The organism is Phytohabitans kaempferiae, from assembly GCF_042433955.1.
GTDB lineage: Bacteria > Actinomycetota > Actinomycetes > Mycobacteriales > Micromonosporaceae > Phytohabitans > Phytohabitans kaempferiae.
In genome coordinates this window covers 104,562-120,968 of sequence record NZ_JBHLUH010000056.1, presented here as the reverse complement: position 1 = coordinate 120,968, position 16,407 = coordinate 104,562, and the positions used below count along the sequence as shown (strand labels likewise).

The 16,407-nt window shown below is 69.6% G+C and carries 14 protein-coding genes; 5 read left to right on the top strand and 9 right to left on the bottom strand.

Annotation, left to right across the window (positions count from 1 at the left end):
* The first annotated feature begins 115 nt into the window (after positions 1 to 115).
* On the top strand, positions 116 to 775 hold the full coding sequence (locus ACFFIA_RS25945; protein WP_377254898.1) for a hypothetical protein: 660 nt from the start codon (positions 116 to 118) through the stop codon (positions 773 to 775).
* A gap of 649 nt (positions 776 to 1,424) precedes the next feature.
* On the opposite strand, the gene ACFFIA_RS25940 is transcribed toward ACFFIA_RS25945, so the two are convergent.
* From ACFFIA_RS25940 to ACFFIA_RS25930, 3 genes are all read right to left on the bottom strand, one after another.
* Positions 1,425 to 2,462 (bottom strand): HEAT repeat domain-containing protein, encoded by a 1,038-nt coding sequence (locus tag ACFFIA_RS25940; protein WP_377254895.1) that lies wholly within the window; start codon positions 2,460 to 2,462, stop codon positions 1,425 to 1,427.
* The gene (locus ACFFIA_RS25935) at positions 2,456 to 3,127 is read right to left on the bottom strand and encodes a HEAT repeat domain-containing protein (protein WP_377254892.1); all 672 of its coding nucleotides are present in this window, start codon (positions 3,125 to 3,127) and stop codon (positions 2,456 to 2,458) included. The genes ACFFIA_RS25940 and ACFFIA_RS25935 overlap by 7 nt, the downstream gene beginning before the upstream one ends.
* A gap of 197 nt (positions 3,128 to 3,324) precedes the next feature.
* A complete protein-coding gene (locus ACFFIA_RS25930) occupies positions 3,325 to 4,128 on the bottom strand; it encodes an alpha/beta fold hydrolase (protein WP_377254889.1) in 804 nt (267 codons plus the stop codon).
* A 70-nt stretch (positions 4,129 to 4,198) separates the two neighbouring features.
* Here ACFFIA_RS25930 and ACFFIA_RS25925 point away from each other — a divergent pair, with 70 nt between their 5' ends.
* The 3 genes from ACFFIA_RS25925 to ACFFIA_RS25915 all read left to right on the top strand — a co-directional run bounded on the left by ACFFIA_RS25925 (position 4,199) and on the right by ACFFIA_RS25915 (position 6,896).
* The gene (locus ACFFIA_RS25925) at positions 4,199 to 4,846 is read left to right on the top strand and encodes a winged helix-turn-helix transcriptional regulator (protein ID WP_377254886.1); all 648 of its coding nucleotides are present in this window, start codon (positions 4,199 to 4,201) and stop codon (positions 4,844 to 4,846) included.
* A gap of 199 nt (positions 4,847 to 5,045) precedes the next feature.
* Positions 5,046 to 5,888 (top strand): alpha/beta fold hydrolase, encoded by an 843-nt coding sequence (locus ACFFIA_RS25920; protein WP_377254883.1) that lies wholly within the window; start codon positions 5,046 to 5,048, stop codon positions 5,886 to 5,888.
* 279 nt (positions 5,889 to 6,167) lie between these two features.
* On the top strand, positions 6,168 to 6,896 hold the full coding sequence (locus tag ACFFIA_RS25915) for a hypothetical protein (RefSeq protein ID WP_377254880.1): 729 nt from the start codon (positions 6,168 to 6,170) through the stop codon (positions 6,894 to 6,896).
* A gap of 296 nt (positions 6,897 to 7,192) precedes the next feature.
* On the opposite strand, the gene ACFFIA_RS25910 is transcribed toward ACFFIA_RS25915, so the two are convergent.
* A complete protein-coding gene (locus ACFFIA_RS25910; RefSeq protein ID WP_377254877.1) occupies positions 7,193 to 7,981 on the bottom strand; it encodes an alpha/beta fold hydrolase in 789 nt (262 codons plus the stop codon).
* Positions 7,982 to 7,987: 6 nt separating this feature from the next.
* Here ACFFIA_RS25910 and ACFFIA_RS25905 point away from each other — a divergent pair, with 6 nt between their 5' ends.
* Positions 7,988 to 9,049 (top strand): alpha/beta fold hydrolase, encoded by a 1,062-nt coding sequence (locus ACFFIA_RS25905; RefSeq protein WP_377254874.1) that lies wholly within the window; start codon positions 7,988 to 7,990, stop codon positions 9,047 to 9,049.
* Between the two features lie 237 nt (positions 9,050 to 9,286).
* On the opposite strand, the gene ACFFIA_RS25900 is transcribed toward ACFFIA_RS25905, so the two are convergent.
* The 5 genes from ACFFIA_RS25900 to ACFFIA_RS25880 form a co-directional block, all read right to left on the bottom strand.
* The gene (locus ACFFIA_RS25900; RefSeq protein WP_377254871.1) at positions 9,287 to 10,900 is read right to left on the bottom strand and encodes a cation:proton antiporter; all 1,614 of its coding nucleotides are present in this window, start codon (positions 10,898 to 10,900) and stop codon (positions 9,287 to 9,289) included.
* On the bottom strand, positions 10,897 to 11,679 hold the full coding sequence (locus ACFFIA_RS25895) for an ABC transporter substrate-binding protein (protein ID WP_377254868.1): 783 nt from the start codon (positions 11,677 to 11,679) through the stop codon (positions 10,897 to 10,899). Before ACFFIA_RS25895 ends, ACFFIA_RS25900 begins: the two co-directional genes overlap by 4 nt.
* Positions 11,680 to 11,728: 49 nt before the next feature.
* Positions 11,729 to 13,783 carry a 3-hydroxyacyl-CoA dehydrogenase NAD-binding domain-containing protein gene (locus tag ACFFIA_RS25890; protein WP_377254865.1) on the bottom strand — a complete coding sequence of 685 codons (2,055 nt, stop codon included), beginning with the start codon at positions 13,781 to 13,783 and terminating at the stop codon, positions 11,729 to 11,731.
* Complete coding sequence (locus tag ACFFIA_RS25885; RefSeq protein ID WP_377254862.1) at positions 13,780 to 14,982, bottom strand: thiolase family protein; 1,203 nt, start codon at positions 14,980 to 14,982, stop codon at positions 13,780 to 13,782. The genes ACFFIA_RS25890 and ACFFIA_RS25885 overlap by 4 nt, the downstream gene beginning before the upstream one ends.
* 102 nt (positions 14,983 to 15,084) lie before the next feature.
* On the bottom strand, positions 15,085 to 16,404 hold the full coding sequence (locus ACFFIA_RS25880; RefSeq protein ID WP_377254859.1) for a ribonuclease D: 1,320 nt from the start codon (positions 16,402 to 16,404) through the stop codon (positions 15,085 to 15,087).
* Positions 16,405 to 16,407: the final 3 nt, after the last annotated feature.

The window sequence follows — 16,407 nt, the reverse complement described above, 5'->3', positions numbered from 1 at the left end:
CGCGACGTTTCCGAGCGGAGGACCAGTTCCGGAAAGGGCTCCAGCCAATTGTGGCGACGACGCTCATCCGTACAGCCGATCGACCGTCACCGGGCTCATTGCTAGCTTTTTGAACGTGCATGCTTCGGATTGGCTGGCCCTTGCTGCAATCGTGGTGGCGGTAATCTCGGCGATGTTTTCATTTGCGCAGGCTCGTTCTTCTCGCATTCAGGCTCACGCAAGCCTTGAGGCAATAAAACTGAGTGCGAAGTCCTTGGCGATCGAACGTAGACGCTTTCACCAAGAAATGAAACTGAGTGCGGAGGCCTTGGCGATAGAACGCAGGCGCCTTCGCCAAGAATCGATTCCCAAGATTGAGATGGTGGCTAGCGAAACGTCTCGCCGCTCCGCCCGGATCACGCTCCGTTTTGGCGGGCCTGTAGACTACTTGCGGAATGTCTCGTACTCACTTCTTCAACCCACTCTCTGGGAGATTGTAGAGGGTGCTCGCGTTGACAATATGAGTATCGGACATACTCATTCTTTGTGCCTCTCGCACCCAAGAGTAGGTCTTCGAAACGCGGCGCGAGCCTGGCGGGGCGATGCAGGACCGATGTGGCTGCGAGCTCTGCTCTGGTACACCGCTCCGTCGATGATCGTCCTCGACGCGCTGGAGATTAACACGCGGGCGGCAGGGTCGAGTCTTTTAATCGATTTCATTCTCAAGATCGACGCTGATACCCCTGATGGCTCGATCACGGTCGCGCTCCCTATTTCCCAGAGACCGGAAAAGTGAGTCATCTGTCATTCTGGTCGCTGTAGCCGGTATTCGTATTCTCCGCGATCGCGAGGAGTTCTTGAAGCGGTGCGGTGGGTTGTCCGACTCGATAGAATGTCGACGAACGTCCTTGATCTTGGCGGGAAAGACGGATCGGTCGCCAAAATCAGTGTCGCGATCAGTGCGGTGCTGATCGCGAGATCGGATTGCACGCTCATGCTGCCGACGACCGGCGCTGGCTAATTTGGCGCCGCGGTGTGGCTCACGAGGAGTCGAGATCACCGTGTTCCGAGAGCTGAGCTCGCGCCTCCTGCACTTCGCGCAAGGCCGTAGTCAGGGAAGATCGAAAGGGCGTCTGCCCGCGTCTCGGGCCGCGTTGCTCCCGTCTCAGTGAGGGGAGGCCCAACGAATCAAGAACCGATGTCGGGTTCCCGGCGGTGGCTGCGCAGCGGTGATTGGCACGCTGCGATGAATAGCAGGCGGTGTTGCCCACTGCGGGAGAAGATCATGCGTTCCTCGTGTCCTGGCTCGTTCGGATCGTCGGGGTTCTTGACACACCAGGACGGCGTGCCACCAGCGGGACGAAGCGTACGGGTCAGCGCAGTCCACGGTTGTGTCCGGATCGGCGGGCCGATCTCCGTGAAGACGCGGTGGACCGAGTCGACGTTCAACCCGTTCGCGGCGCCCTGGTTTCGTCGTTCGGCCGTTCTTGGAGCACCTTCACGAGGCCCGAAGCGATGAGGGCCACGGGCCGATGATCGTCGTGGGTCAGTTGCCGCAGGACGTTCAGCGCGATGGTCCCCGGCATCTCCGCGAGTGCCTGGGTCAGTCGCATCCGCACCGCCGGGTCTGCGGTGTGCGCGGCGAGTTCGTCGACCAGCGCACTCATGATCTGGCCTGCCCAGTCTGCGTTCCGCGCCAAGGCGCCCAGCAGTTCAGCCGCCTCGACGTCGTTCGGGCCCTCGACCACCATGCCGAGGAGCGTCGGCACGGCTTGGGTCACGCCGCGTGCGCCCAGTGTGAGAGCGGCATGTCCGCGGATCGTGGTGTCCGTGTCATCGAGCGCACCGGTGAGCATCGCGGTCGCCTCGTCGTCGGTTAGCTCGGCGAGCGCCAGGACCGCGCGGCGCCGGACGTCGACGTCGTCGGAGGCCATGCCGGACGCCAGGATCGCGATGCCGTCGCCGCCTCCCCGCGCGAGGGCCCACCGCAGGGCCCCGGCAACGTTCGGATCGGATTCGGTGAGGACCGCCCTGGCCAGCGCCTCGACGGGTATCGACGCGTGCTCGGCCTGGGCCAGGACGGCCTGCTGACGCCGCGCGGCACTTTGCGAACCGAGTCCGCGCAGGAGTTCGACGATGCGCGCGACGTCCTGCCAGCCGGCGGGCTCGGCCGCATCGACCGTTCGCAGCCGTTCGAGGAGTTCGTGCTCCCGGTTCAGTCGTTCCTCGGTCCCTCGGATGAGGTGGCCGACCAGTGTGGACGGGGTGAATCCGGGGTCGTCGAGCGTGCGTGCGATCTGGCGCAGCGACAGTCCCAGGGATCGCAGACCCTCCACGTAGAAGATTCGCCGGATGTCTTCGAGTGTGTACTCCCGGTAGCCGCCTACAGTGCGGCCCGTCGGCCGTGCCAGGCCGAGGGAGTCGTAGTGCCGCAGCATCCGGGCGCTCACCCCCGAGCGGCGCGCCACCTCGCCGATCAGCACCCGGTTTTCTCCTCCCGTTCCGGACCGAGCGCGACGACCCGTCTGGCTTCATTCAAGGCGAGATCGAACCCGGCATCTGGGTCGTGCAGGAGCCGCTCCGTGGCGCTGGCATGCGTACGCACCGCCGGGTCGTGGTGTGTCATCGCTGTTCGTAGGACCGGCTCGACCACGTCGCCGAGCGCGACTAGGGCACGGCTCAGACTCAGCCGTACTTCCCGGTCACCGCGAGCGAATTGCGTGGCCAGTTCCGTAGCCAGCGCCTGCTTCTCCCCGTCGGGCACGAGAACGACGGCAGCGCGCCACGCACTCCGTGCGACGTCATCGTCGGCGTCGTGCAGCAATGACCGCGTGATCGCCGGCCACGCGGTTCTGTCTCCGATCTTGGAGAGAGTATGCAACGCCTGGCTACGGGCTTGTGCGCTCCCGGAACGCAGTTCCATGCGCAGCCTCGGCACCGTGATCTGCGGCGGAAGACGGGTCAGCGCCCACGTGAGCATGTCGCGCACGAAAAAGTCCGGCTCGATCGCGCACCTGCCCACGAGCACATCGACGAAACCGGGCTCCGGATGCGTACCGATTGCCAGGGCCGCCTTCAGCCGCGTCGACGAGTTTCCACCCTCCAACGCGTCGAGCAGACGCGTGTCCTGCACATGTGCCGAACTCATGGGGCACCACCTCCGACACCCCAGTCAAAACCCTGTCACAGTGACAATGTCAAGCTCACGGGCCGACTCCGCGGACGGCGGGGCGACGTCGGTGACGGGGATCAAGGCGCTGCTGGCGGAGGTCGAGACGGACACGATGAGCGAGTGGCAGCCTTGTCAGGTGCGGATGGTGGTGGCGCGGCTGTCTGTGCTTGTGTTCAGCCCGTGTAGAACCTGGTGAGCATGGGTCCGAGCACGGCGGGGCCGGGGACATGCCCTGCGACATCGAGCGTCGCCCGTCGCCCGTTCGGAAGGCTGGCGGCTGCGGCGTCGGCAGCGGCACCGAAGAAGTCGGTGGGCAGTCCCGCGGAGTGGGCGTCCATCGTCACGCTGGTGGTCAGGAGCACCGGTTGGGTCACGGCGGCGAGTTGTGCGGCGGGAGGTCGGCCATCGCCGAGGCACGCGGCGTCGTAGCGCAGCGTGGGCGCGAGCGCTCGCAACTCCGACCAGACCGGTGCGGCCTCGGCGGCCGTGATCTGGTCGTCGGTGGAGCCGGCGAGGCGCATGAACAGTCGCAGCGCATGGTCCCGGTCGCCGGCGTCGAGCGCCGTCGCGAGGTCGGCCGTGTAGGCACGCCAAGCGGCGAGCATCTCGTCGCCGAGCAGATACGGGACCTCGTGGACGGCGACCCGGTCGACGGGCAGCCCGGCGGCGGCCGCTTCCAGGGCGAGCGCTCCACCAGAGGAGGCGCCGAACAGATGCGCCCGTCCGCCGGTCGCGTCGATGACGGCGGCGAGGTCCTCGACCTCGCGCTGCACCGCGTACGGCTGCGTGTCGCCGCTGTCGCCCCGCCCGCGCCGTCGGTAGGCGATGACGGCGAACGTGTCCGCCAGGTGCTGTCCCAAGGGGATGTTCTCGGTGCCGTCGTCCAGCCCGCCGCTGACGAGCACCACCACAGGGCCTTCGTCGCCGAGCCGGTCGTATCCGATGGCGGTGCCGTCGGCCGATGTCGCATGCGGCATGATCCACTCCTTCGCTTATCTACTCCTACTTTAGGAGTAATTAGTGTCGGAGGGGAAGTAGATTGAGTGGGTGCGTACCTATCGTGACCTGTGTGGGATCGCCCGGGCCCTCGACGTCGTCGGCGAGCGGTGGGCGCTGCTGGTGGTGCGGGAGCTGCTGTTCGGGCCGAAGCGGTTCGCCGACCTGCACCGTGGGCTGCCGGGCATGAGTCAGAACGTGCTGACCCAGCGGCTGCGTGAGCTGGAGGAGTCCGGTGTGCTGACCCGGCGACGTGGCCTGCCGCCGGTCACCGGGCTGGTTTACGAGTTGACCGGTCGCGGCCGGGATCTCGAACCGGTGTTGCTCGCGCTGGGCCGCTGGGGCAGCCCGCTGCGCCCCGGACCGGACTCGGCCAGCGAACTCAGCCCGGACGCCCTGGTGGTCGCGCTGCGCACGACCTTCGACCCGGACGCGGCCGTGGGCTTGCACGCGACGGTACAGCTTCAACTCCCCGGCGACGCCTTCGTTCTCACCGTCCACGATGAGCGCCTGGATGCCGCCCGAGGAAGTGGCCCGGCCGACGCCGCTCTCGCCGGCTCCGTCCGTACGATCCAGGATCTCGTCTTCGACAAGCGGCCCCTGGACGACGCCCTCCGAAGCGGCGATGCCCACGTCGACGGCGACACCGCCCTCCTGGCCCGCTTCATCGCGACCTTCGACGACCACCGCACACGCTAGTTACTGAGACACGGTGACATGTAGGTGGTCGAAGTGCCCGCCGGTGACGTCGCCGGCCCGCGAGTCAGCAATAGCGCTCCTTGTCGATATCGGTCGAGAGACAGGGCCAGGTCGTGATGTTCTTCCGGGGGTCGTCATAGCAGTGCGATGAGTTTCCGGGTGCTGATTCGTCTGAGTTGTTGACTCGGAAGGAGCGGGAATGCGGATCAAGGTCAACGGTGTCGAGTTGTGCGTGGAGACCTTCGGGGAGCCGGCGGATCCGCCGGTGCTGCTGGTTGGCGTCACCATGCTGAGCTGGCCGGGCGAGTTGTGCGCGGCGCTGGCCGGGCGGTATGTGGTGCGCTACGACCTGCGCGACGCCGGTCAGTCGACGTTTCTCGACCCGGACGCGCCCGGCTACGACCTGCGCGACCTGGTGACCGACGCGTCTGAGCTGTTGGTGGCGCTGGGTCTGGGGCGTACACACGTGGTCGGCATGGGCGTCGGCGGTTTCATCGCGCAGGTGCTCGCGCTCGACCATCCCGACCAGGTCGCGTCGCTGACACTGGTCTCCACCCGTCCGGTCGCGCCCGGTCCGGTCGATCCCGACCTGCCCGACCACGCGCCGGAGCTGATGGCGCAACTGTTCGGGCGTCCGGAGCCGGACTGGACAGACCGCGACAGCGTGGTCGACTACATGACCGGTACCGCGCGGCTGATGTCCGGGTCGCGGGGATTCGACGAGCAGGACGTGCGGGCGGCCGCCGGGTCGGTCTTCGACCGAGCGGGACGCACGGCGAAGGCTCAGCGTGCGAGCCACCTCGGCACCATGTTCGCGGCCATCAACTGCCAGCCGCGGTGGCGCGAGCGGCTCGGCGAGATCACCGCGCCGACGCTGGTGATACATGGAGACGAGGATCCGTTCTTCCCACACCGCAACGGAGTGGCGCTGGCCGCGGAGATCCCGGGCGCCACGCTGCTTACACTGCCCGGCATCGGCCAGAGCGTGCCGCGCGTGACGTGGCCGGCCGTCGTGGACGCCCTGTTACGCCACACCTCCTGACCGCCCAAGGGCGTGGGCGTCGAGGTGGTCGAGTGCGCCGTGATGACCGGGGCCGCCTCGGCCCGCGACCGGCCGGCATAAACGGCGCGATCACGGATGACCTCGCCGAGCATCGACCACCGGCGCCCCACCGGGCAGACGCTGGCGATGACACCTTCGTGGCTGTCAGAGCGGCTGATCAGCGCGTCGTCTCTTGAAGGGTGCGCGGATCTGCCGATGAGCGGATGTCGGTAGGACGCCAGTGGCCCTGCCCGGCCGTGGTGGCGGTAGGGTCCGGCCGTGGAGGTCGTGACTCGGGCGGACAGGCCGGATCTGCACGATACGGCCGCTGCCGTGTTCGAGGATCGTTGGCCGGAGTTCATATTCCACGACGAGATACCCAAGACGTACATGGGCCGGGTGAAGCAGTACTTCGGCCGTTTCGACGTCATGGTGATCGACCATGGCACGGTAGTTGCAGGTGGTTGGGGTGTACCGATTCCATGGAGCGGTGACACCGGCGATCTGCCGTCGGGCTATGACGATGCGCTGGTCAGAGCCGTACGGGCGTGGGAGGCAGCGATTCCGGCCACCACACTAAGCTTTATGGCCGTCGCTGTTGGATCAGCGTATGACAAGCGTGGGCTCGCCACTGTTGTCCTTCAGGAGCTGACACGGCGAGCCATCGAGGCCGACCTTGTCCATGTTGTTGCTCCGCTGCGGCCGACATGGAAGCACCGGTACCCAACGGTGTCCATGGAGGAATACGCCACGTGGGCACGCGCAGACGGGCTCTCGATCGATCCGTGGATCCGCACCCATCAGAGGATGGGCGCACGGGTGCTTGGCCCGGCACCAAGCTCGATGGTGATCGAAGGGACCGTCGCGGAGTGGGAGAGTTGGACCGGCATGGTGTTCCCTGTTACGCGAGAATACGTCGTCCCGGACGCGCTGAATCTGGTCTGGATCGACCGCGAGCGGGACCGCGGTGTCTACGTTGAGCAGAATCTCTGGGTGCAGCATCGCTGAATTCCAGCGTTGCCTACCGTAGTGCACGGGCCGCCGTCAGGAGCCATCTTTGGCCGTCATGGTCAAGTGCGCGGACCTGCCGCTGGTGCGAGCGCCCCGCGACGACGAGCATCCGCATGGCCACGGCGAGCGCGGCGCGAACGTCGGCTTTCGCTTATAGGTCCTTTACGCACGAGCCTGTGTTCGGCGCCACGGCAATGCCGTTTCGTATGCATGCCATGCCGGGAGGGGAGCGTTAGGGGTAGTCCGGCGGAAGCACCTCGCCCAACGCCGGCTGCTCGCGCCGAGGTTCACTGTCATCTGCGTGCTTGGCCCGCGGGCGTTGCGGTTCGGGTCTCGGCGGCGGTCTTGACGAACTGTGCCGCTTCGTCGGGGTGAGACACCATCGGGACGTGGCTGGCGGGGATTTCGATGGTGGTCGCGCTCATGCGGTTGGCGAACATGCGCTGTGCGTCCGGTGGGATCGCCTGGTCCTGCGTGGCGATCAGGTACCAGGACGGTAGTGATTTCCAGGCCGGGGCGCCCATCGGCTCGGTGAAGGCCGAGCTGGCGATTGGTTGCTGTGCGGCGTGCATCACCTTGGCCCGGACCGGGTCGACATCGGCGGCGAAGTGCTGGACGAAGTCCTCCTCCGGCTGCCACATGTAGCCCTCTTTGTCGGTGAACAGGTGCGCCAGCGCTGGCGGTGTGGGTCCTTGCGACAGCAGGGCGCTGAGCGATTCCCCTTGGTCCAGCCCGAAGGCGGCGATGTACACCAGCCCGACCAGGTTCGGTGCGTCGGTGCCGAGTGCGGTCATGATCTGGCCGCCGTAGGAGTGCCCGGCCACGATCGTCGGGCCGTCCTGCAAGGTCAGGACCTGGCGTAGGCGGGCGACATCATCGGCGGTCGAGGTCAGGGGGAATTGTGGCGCCGTCACGTGGTAGCCGTCGGCCTGTAGGCGCTCGATGACGCCGCTCCAGCTGGAGCCGTCGGCCCACGCGCCGTGGACGAGGACGACGTTCGGTCGGCTGTTCATGTGGCTTCCTTCCCTATCGGGTGAGGTGTTCGTTTCCGCCCATGCCGGACTGCGGGCGACGGCGAGCATCCGCACGTGACCGTGCCCGGCGTCATGACCATGTGCGGTCACGTTGCGGGGTACCAAATCGGCCCAGGCGTAAACATCTCGCCCCACAGCCTGGTCGCCCAGGCGACCCTGGTACGCACCGCGCGCTTTCAGGTGTACGAGCCCGGGGGTTGGGTAGCCCACGCATCGCGTGTGTCATCAGAGGGGGTGGCGATGGGCGGCGAGCGGATTCCGGGTTCCTTCACCGAGCAGACGGCGCGGGTCGGCGGCGTCACGATCAACTACGTCCGGGGCGGTCAGGGCAGCACACTGGTCCTGCTGCACGGCTATCCCCAGACGTGGTACATGTGGCGCAAGGTTCTGCCGGAGCTTGCCAAGCACTACACGGTCATCGCGCCTGACCTTCGGGGAGCCGGCGGCAGCGACGCCCCGGCCGCAGGCTACGACAAGAAGACCCTCGCCGGCGACGTGCACGGCCTGCTCACCCAACTCGGCCTCGACGGCGACGTCAGCATCGTCGGACACGACATCGGGACCATGGTCGCGTACGCGTATGCCGCCGCTCACCGCGACCGCGTGCGCAAGCTCGTGCTCACGGAAGCGCCTATCCCTGACCAGAGCCTGTACCAGGTTCCGTCACTGACGCCGAAGGGGCCGGGTTTCTGGAACTTCGGCTTCTTCAGCCTTCCAAACGGCCTGCCGGAACAGATCGTGGACGGTCGGGAGGCACTGTGGGTGGATCGGTTCACCGATTCGATGGAAGTCCAGAAGACCGGCATCGGCGATGACGACGTCCGCGAGTACGCCCGGTACCTGCGAGACGACGCTCACCTGCGGGCCAGCTTCGACTACTTCCGAGCACTGCCCCAGGATGTCGCCGACAACGCGGAGTACGGCAAGACGAAGCTGACCATGCCGGTTCTCGCACTCGGTGCCCGAGCCAGCCTCGGGGAGGCGGTACCTACCCAGGTCGCGCGGTACGCCACGACGGTAACTGGCGGCGTCATCGAGGACTCTGGCCACTGGATCTTCGAGGAGCAGCCGGCCGAACTCACCGCGCAGCTCATGCGATTTCTCCAACAGGCCTGAGCCGAACCGGCCTGCCTGTGGAAGGCGGGCCGGGGTTCCCCCTCAGCAGAGTCCGCCGCAGCCGCCCACCGGAGGTAGTGCGCGGTCACCGGGGTTGGGCATGCCGGGCACGTGCTCGGGCTGTGCGGTGGTGACCCTCGGCTCGGAGAAGTACGTGTTGTAGACGCCCGCCGTGTCGTCGACGTAGATGATGCCGCTGAGCCGGTCGAGGTTCGGCGCGACGCCGCCGGGGACGGCCTATGCGTCCACCGGGGTCGAGGCGCGGCGGGACAGTTCCCCGGCCAGATCCGGCGGTGCCGGCGGATGGAGGAGGGCGCCCTCCGGACCGCGGTACTCCAGCACCGGCGCGGGCGATGCCACGCCGGCGGTGCCCGACCACATCGGACCGTCGACGACGACGAGCGTGGCGAGGTGGGCCGCCGCGGCGTGGGCGACGCCGGCCGCCAGCGAGCGGTCGACGACCACCGCGCCCGCGCCGTCCACGCCGTGGGCGTTGGCCGCGGCCTCCAGGGCGCTGACCGCGGCGGCGTCGTGGGCCGGGTCCGACTCGCGGCGCAGGAGCACGGGGTGCACCACACCGCCGTCCGGCGCGGCGATCCGGGCCGCCACGCGGAAGACCTCGGGTGATGGGTCCACAGTCGACACCACGACCACGACGCGGCTGCCGAGCGGGCGGTCGGTGACGGACGGGCGAGGTACCCGGCGGACGAAGCGCCGCCCGGCGACCGGCGACACGACGAGGCTGACCAGGATCAGCACCAGCACGGCGTTGACGACCGTGGTGCCGAAGAGCCCGATGCGGTACCCGATGGTGGTGGACGCCAGCGTGGCGGCGGCCTGCGGCGCGGTCAGCGCGAACAGCACGCCCGCCCGCGCGCCGGAGAAGCCGAGCAGTACACGGGCCAGCCAGGCGGCGAGCACCTTGCCGCCCAGGCAGGCCACGACGAAGAGCGCGGCCAGCCCCAGCGTGCGCGGCTCGGCGATCACCCGAGGGTCGAGGATCAGCCCGACCGACACCAGGAAGACCGGGATGAAGACGGCGGCGCCGAAGAAGTCGATCCGGTCCATCAGCCGGCCCTCGTTGGGCACCAGGTGGTTGAGCGCGAGCCCGGCGAAGAACGCGCCGACGATGCCCTCGATGCCGAATACCTCGGCCAGCACGGCCGCCGCGAGGAAACCGGCGACCGCGACCAGGTAGCGCACCGTCCGCTCACCACCGAGGCGCCGGAAGCACCACCGGGCCGCGCGAGGCAGCGTGTAGAAACAGAATCCACCGAGTACGGCGAAGCCGGCGACCAGCCGCACCATCACTTCCCCGGTCGAGGCGTCGCTGCCGGACGTACCGGAGACGACCGCCAGCACGGTCAGCGCGAGCGTGTCGGTGAGCACGGTGGCGCCGACGGCAGTGGCGACCGCCGGGTCGGAGCCGAGGCCGGCGCCGCGCACGAGTGGATACACGATCAGCGTGTGCGAGGCCAGCAGCGAGCCGAGCAGGAAGGCGGCGGGCGCGCTCCAGCCCAGCGTGAAGCCGACCGCCGTGCCCGCGGCCATCGGCACCGCGAAGGTGAGCAGGCCGAAGGAGACCGCCGACCGCCGGTACGCGCGAAGCAGCGCGAGGTCCAGCTCCACACCGGCGACGAACATCAGGTACAGCAGGCCGAGCTGGCCCAGGTCGGGCAGCGTGTCGTTGGCGTGGCTGATCCAGCCGAGGCCGTTGGGGCCGATCGCGTACCCGCCGAGCAGCAGCCCGATGATCCCCGGTGCGCGGGCCCGCTCCAGCAGCAGCGGGCCGCCGATCACGACGACGAACAGGAGCAGAAATTCCCACGCCGGGCCGTGCGGAGCGCTCACCGGTGGCTCCGCAGGACCGGTACGTCGGCCTCGGCGTCACGCAGGTCGGCGCCGAGCCACCGCTTCCCGAGCCGGTCGATCGTGCCGTCGTCGGTGAGGGCGCGGATGGCCGAGTCGACCGCCTCGCGGTTGGGCGAGCCCTGCTGGAGGGCGACCGCGAGTGAGTCGTCCGAGTAGACCTGCACCGCCACGCGCAGCCTGCCGCCGGAACGGTCGGCGGCCACGAGCGCCACCGGCAGGTCGAGCAGCACCGCGTCCACGGATCCGGCGGCCAGGAGGACGAGGGCGGCCGGCTCGTCGGAGGTGAGTGCGGGTGGCGTACGCGGCCGGACGACGCCCTGGAGGATGGCCGCGAGCGTGGTGCCGCGCGTGACCGCCCACCGCAGGTCGCGGGCCGTGGCCAGGTCGGGGATGGCGTTGGGGGAGAGCCCGGTCGGGGTCGCGGCGAGGTACGGCGCCGAGAAGTCGAGCACGCGCTCCCGCTCCGGCGTGGCGGTGACCTGGGAGAGCGCGAGGTCGGCCCCGCCCAGGTCGCCGGAGACGATCCGCTCGAACGGCACCCGCACGACCCGCAGCCGGAGGCCGAACCGGTCGGCGAGTGCCCGCGCCAGCTCGTACTCGAAGCCGCCCGGCTCCTCCCAGAAGCCGGGCAGCGGCAGCGTGGCGGTGGCGACGGTCAGCTCGCCGCGCACCGCGGGCCGGAACCCGCCGGCCGCCGGTACCGCGGCTCCGCAGCCGGCCAGCAACACCACGACGAGCAGCGCCCCGATCCCGCGCATGTGATCACATTAGGCAGGACCGGGGCGCAAGCGGCTCAAATGCCGCGAATCACGGGAGGCTGGCCACCCCGCGAGGCAGGAAGCGCTGGCCGGTCACCCGCTCGGACGTGCCGGTGCGGTCCAGGTACGGCGTGATGCCGCCCAGGTGGAACGGCCAACCGCCGCCAAGGATCAGGCAGAGGTCGAGGTCCTGCGCCTCGGCGACCACGCCCTCGTCGAGCATCAGCCGGGCCTCCTGGGCGAGTGCGTCGAGCGCCCGCTGGCGTACCTGCTCGGCGGTGGACGGCTGGTCGCCGGTGACGAAGAGCTCGGTCGCCTCCGGGTTGAGCTCGTCGTCGACCAGCAGCGGCCGGCCCGACTCGGCGAGCCGGCGCAGGTTGTCGCTGACCGGGAAGCGGTCGGGGAACGCGGCGTGCAGGATGCCGCCCACGTGGTACGCGACCGCCGGCCCCACGAGCTGGAGCAGCGAAAGCGGGCGCATCGGCAGGCCGAGCGGGTCGAGCGCCTCGTTTGCCACGTCGAGGGGAGTGCCCTCGTCGACCGCCGCGAAGATCTCGCCGAGGAAGCGGGTCAGCAGCCGGTTGACCACGAACGCGGGCGCGTCCTTCACCAGCACGCAGGACTTCTTGAGCTGCTTGCCGACCGCGAACGCGGTGGCGAGCGTGGCGTCGTCGGTCCGTTCGCCCCGGATGATCTCCAGGAGCGGCATGACCGCGACCGGGTTGAAGAAGTGGAAGCCGACCACGCGCTCGGGGTGCTCCAGGTCGGCGGCCATCTCGGTGACCGAGAGCGAGGAGGTGTTGGTGGCAAGCACCGCCTCCGGCTTGACGATCTTCTCCAGCTCGGCCCAGACCTGCTTCTTCACGCCGAGGTCCTCGAAGACCGCCTCGACCACGAGGTCGGCGTCGGCGAAGGCGCTCTTGTCGACCGAGCCGCTGATCAGGCCGCGCAGCTTGGCCGCCCGGCCCGGGTCGAGCCGGCCCTTGGCGGCCAGCTTGTCGATCTCGCCGTGCACATACGCGACGCCCTTGTCGACGCGGGCCTGGTCGAGGTCGGTCAGCACGACCGGTACCTCCAGGCGGCGGGCGAAGAGGAGCGCGATCTGGCCGGCCATGAGCCCGGCGCCGACCAGCCCGACCTTGGTGACGTCGCGGGCCAGCGCCGGCGCGGGCGCGCCCGCCGGCCGCTTGGCGCGGCGCTGCACGAGGTCGAACGCGTACAGGCCGCTGCGCAGCTCCTCGCTCAGCACCAGGTCGGCGAGGGCCTCGTCCTCCGCGGCGGTGCCGGTGGCGAAGTCGGCATCGCGCGCCAGCCCGAGCAGCTCCAGCGCCCGGTTGGCGGAGGGCACCGCGCCGTGCAGCCGGTCGTCGAGCGTCTTCTTGGCGAAGAAGAGCACGCCGTCCCACATGTCCCGGTCGACCTCGGGGCGGGTGACGGTCACCTCGCCGCGCACCACGCCGGCCGCCCACTCCAGCGACCGCTCCAGGAAGTCGGCGGGCTCCAGCAGGATGTCGGCGATGCCCAGCTCGGCGGCCTGGGCCGGCTTGAGCATTCTGTTCTGGGTGAGCGGGTTCTGGATGATCACCTGCGCCGCGGGCGCGATGCCGATGAGGTTGGGGAGCAGTTGCGTGCCGCCCCAGCCCGGTACGAGCCCGAGCAGCACCTCAGGCAGCGCCAGCGCCGCCGCGCCCCCCGACAGCGTGCGGTAGTGGCAGTGCAGCGCCAGCTCCAGCCCGCCGCCCATCGCCGCGCCGTTGACGAACGCGAACGTCGGTACCGTGCTCTCCTTGAGCCGCGCGAAGACCCGGTGGCCGAGCCGCCCGATCTCCAGCGCCTGCTCACGTGAGGTGATCATCGGCAGGCCGGTGACGTCGGCGCCGACGCAGAAGATGTACGGCTTGCCGGTGACCGCCACGAACGCCGGGTTGGCCGCGAGCGCCTCGGTGATCGCCGCGTCGAGGCTCGCCAGCCCTTCGGTGCCGAGCGTGTTGGGCTTCTTGTGGTCGAACCCGTTGTCCAAAGTGATCAGTGCGGCTCGTTTTTCCAGCCCCGGCACCTCGACGAGCCGCAGCAGCGCCCTGGTGGCAACTTCCTGGTACGTCACTTGCCCTCACTCCTCGCGCTCGCCGCGGGATTTTCCCAGATGACCGTGCCGCCCATGCCGATGCCGATGCACATCGCGGTGAGGCCGTACCGGATCTCGGGGTGCTCGGCGAACTGCCGCGCGAGCTGCGTCATCAGCCGTACGCCGGACGAGGCGAGGGGGTGGCCGATCGAGATCGCGCCGCCCCACTGGTTGACCCGGGGATCGTCGTCGGCGATGCCGAAGTGGTCGAGGAACGCCAGCACCTGCACGGCGAACGCCTCGTTCAGCTCGAACAGCCCGATGTCCTCGATGGACAGTCCGGCGATGCGCAACGCCTTCTCCGTGGAGGGGATCGGGCCGTACCCCATCACCTCGGGCTCGATGCCGACGAAGCCGTACGAGACCAGCCGCATCGCCACCGGCAGGCCCAGCTCCCGGGCCACATCCTCGGCGGCGAGGAGGCTCGCGGTGGCGCCGTCGTTGAGGCCGGCGGCGTTGCCCGCGGTCACCCGGCCGTGCGGGCGGAACGGGGTCTTGAGCGTGGCGAGCTTCTCCAGGCTGGTCTCCCGGGGCGCCTCGTCGACCGTGGCGAGACCCCAGCCGGTCTCGGGGTCGCGTACGGCCACCGTGACCAGGTCGGGCTGGATCTTGCCGTCCGCGTACGCCTTGGCGGTCTTCTCCTGCGACGCGAGGCCGAACGCGTCGGCCCGGGCCTTGGTCACCCGCGGAAGGCGGTCGTGCAGGTTTTCCGCGGTCGAGCCCATGACCAGCGCCGACGGGTCGACCAGCTTCTCGGCGAGGATGCGCGGGTTGGGGTCGACGCCCTCGCCCATCGGGTGGCGGCCCATGTGCTCGACGCCACCGGCGATGGCCACGTCGTACGCCCCCATGGCGATGCCGCCGGCCACGGTGGTGACCGCGGTCATCGCGCCGGCACACATCCGGTCGATCGCGTAGCCGGGCACCGTCTTCGGCAGCCCGGCGAGCAGCGCGGCGGTGCGGCCGATGGTGAGGCCCTGGTCGCCGATCTGCGTGGTGGCCGCGATGGCGACCTCGTCGACCCGCTCCGGCGGCAGCTGGGGGTTGCGTCGCAGCAGCTCGCGGATGCAGCGGATCACCAGGTCGTCGGCGCGGGTGTTGGCGTACATGCCGCCGGCCTTGCCGAAGGGGGTACGGACGCCGTCGACAAAGACGACATCCCGGACTTGACGGGGCACGACGGGCCTCCTCGTGGGTTGGTCCTTCTGCCCACGGATGCTACCCGTCGGTAACTATGTCACGTGGTGTGGTGCGGGCCACTTTCCCGGCGACGGCCACTTTCACGGCGCCGGGTCGCGCAGCGCCACCGCCAGTCCTTCCCCGATCAGCCCCACCTGCCAGGCCCGGGCGCCGTACCCCCGAAGGGTGGCCGAGACCGTCTCCGGCGTGATCTCCTCCGGCGGCGTCCACGCCAGGCGGCGTACGGAGTCCGGCGTGATCAGGTTTTCCGGCGGCAGGTTGTACGTGGTCGCGGTCGTGGTGACCACCTCGCGGCAGCGGGCCAGCCGGGCGGCGGCCACCGGATCGCGCTCGGCCCACCGGTGCGGCGGCGGTGGCCCGTCCAGCGGCGGCGCGACCGGCAGCATGTCGTCGGGCAGCTCGCGGGCCTTGGTGAGCGCGTCGATCCAGGTGCGCGCCAGCCGGCGTACCGACCGCCCCCCGAAGCCGGGCAGGGTCAGCAGCGTGCGCTCGTCCTTGGGGTCGAGCTCGGCGGCGGCGATGATCGCGGCGTCGGGCAGCACGCGGCCGGGCGCCGAGTCACGCCGGGCGGCGATCTCGTCCCGCGCGTACCACAGCGCCCGGACCCGGGCCTGCGCCCGCGCGCCCCGGATGCGGTGGATGCCCGAGGTGCGCCGCCACGGGTCGGGGCGCTGGCGGGGCGGCTGGGCACCGGAGGCGACCAGCGCCGCGAACTCCTCGGCGGCCCACTCGTCCTTGCCCTGTGTCGCGAGCTCGGCCGCCAGCTTGTCGCGCAGGTCGGTGAGGAGCTCGACGTCCAGCGCCGCGTACGTCAGCCACGACTCGGGCAGCGGGCGGGTCGACCAGTCTGCGGCGGAGTGATGCTTCTCGAGCGTGTACCCAAGAAGCTGTTCGGTCAGCGCGGCCAAGCCGACCCGCTCGAATCCGGCCAGCCGAGCGGCCAATTCGGTGTCAAATAGGCGACGCGGTCGCAGCCCGAGATCGGCCAGGCACGGCAGATCCTGGCTCGCGGCGTGCAAAACCCATTCAGCGTCGGCGATGGCCTCGTCAAGCGCGCGCAGGTCACCCAAGGGGAGCGGATCGATGAGTACGCTGCCCGCGCCCGCCCGGCGCAACTGCACGAGATACGCGCGCTGCGTGTACCGGTAGCCGGAGGCGCGCTCGGCGTCTACGGCGACGGGGCCGGTGCCGGCGGCGAAGCGCGCCACGACCTCAGCGAGGTGGTCGGGCATCTCGATCGGAGCCGGGGTGCCCTCACGGGGCGCGGTCAGCGGTACGGGCCCGCCAGGCGTTGTCGGGTCGGGCCCCACGCTGTCGGTCGCCGGTGCGGGCCGGCTGTGTGGTCCGTCCCCTGCTTGGCGTTGCGCGGCCCGACGGCGCAGGGGTGGTTCGTCGGTCACCCG

Excerpts from the sequence above, each read along its gene's own strand:
- ACFFIA_RS25935 (WP_377254892.1), bottom strand. The coding sequence starts at position 3,127 with ATGAGTTCGGCACATGTGCAGGACACGCGTCTGCTCGACGCGTTGGAG.
- ACFFIA_RS25930 (WP_377254889.1), bottom strand. The coding sequence starts at position 4,128 with ATGCCGCATGCGACATCGGCCGACGGCACCGCCATCGGATACGACCGG.
- ACFFIA_RS25920 (WP_377254883.1), top strand. The coding sequence starts at position 5,046 with ATGCGGATCAAGGTCAACGGTGTCGAGTTGTGCGTGGAGACCTTCGGG.
- ACFFIA_RS25910 (WP_377254877.1), bottom strand. The coding sequence starts at position 7,981 with ATGCTCGCCGTCGCCCGCAGTCCGGCATGGGCGGAAACGAACACCTCA.
- ACFFIA_RS25895 (WP_377254868.1), bottom strand. The coding sequence starts at position 11,679 with ATGCGCGGGATCGGGGCGCTGCTCGTCGTGGTGTTGCTGGCCGGCTGC.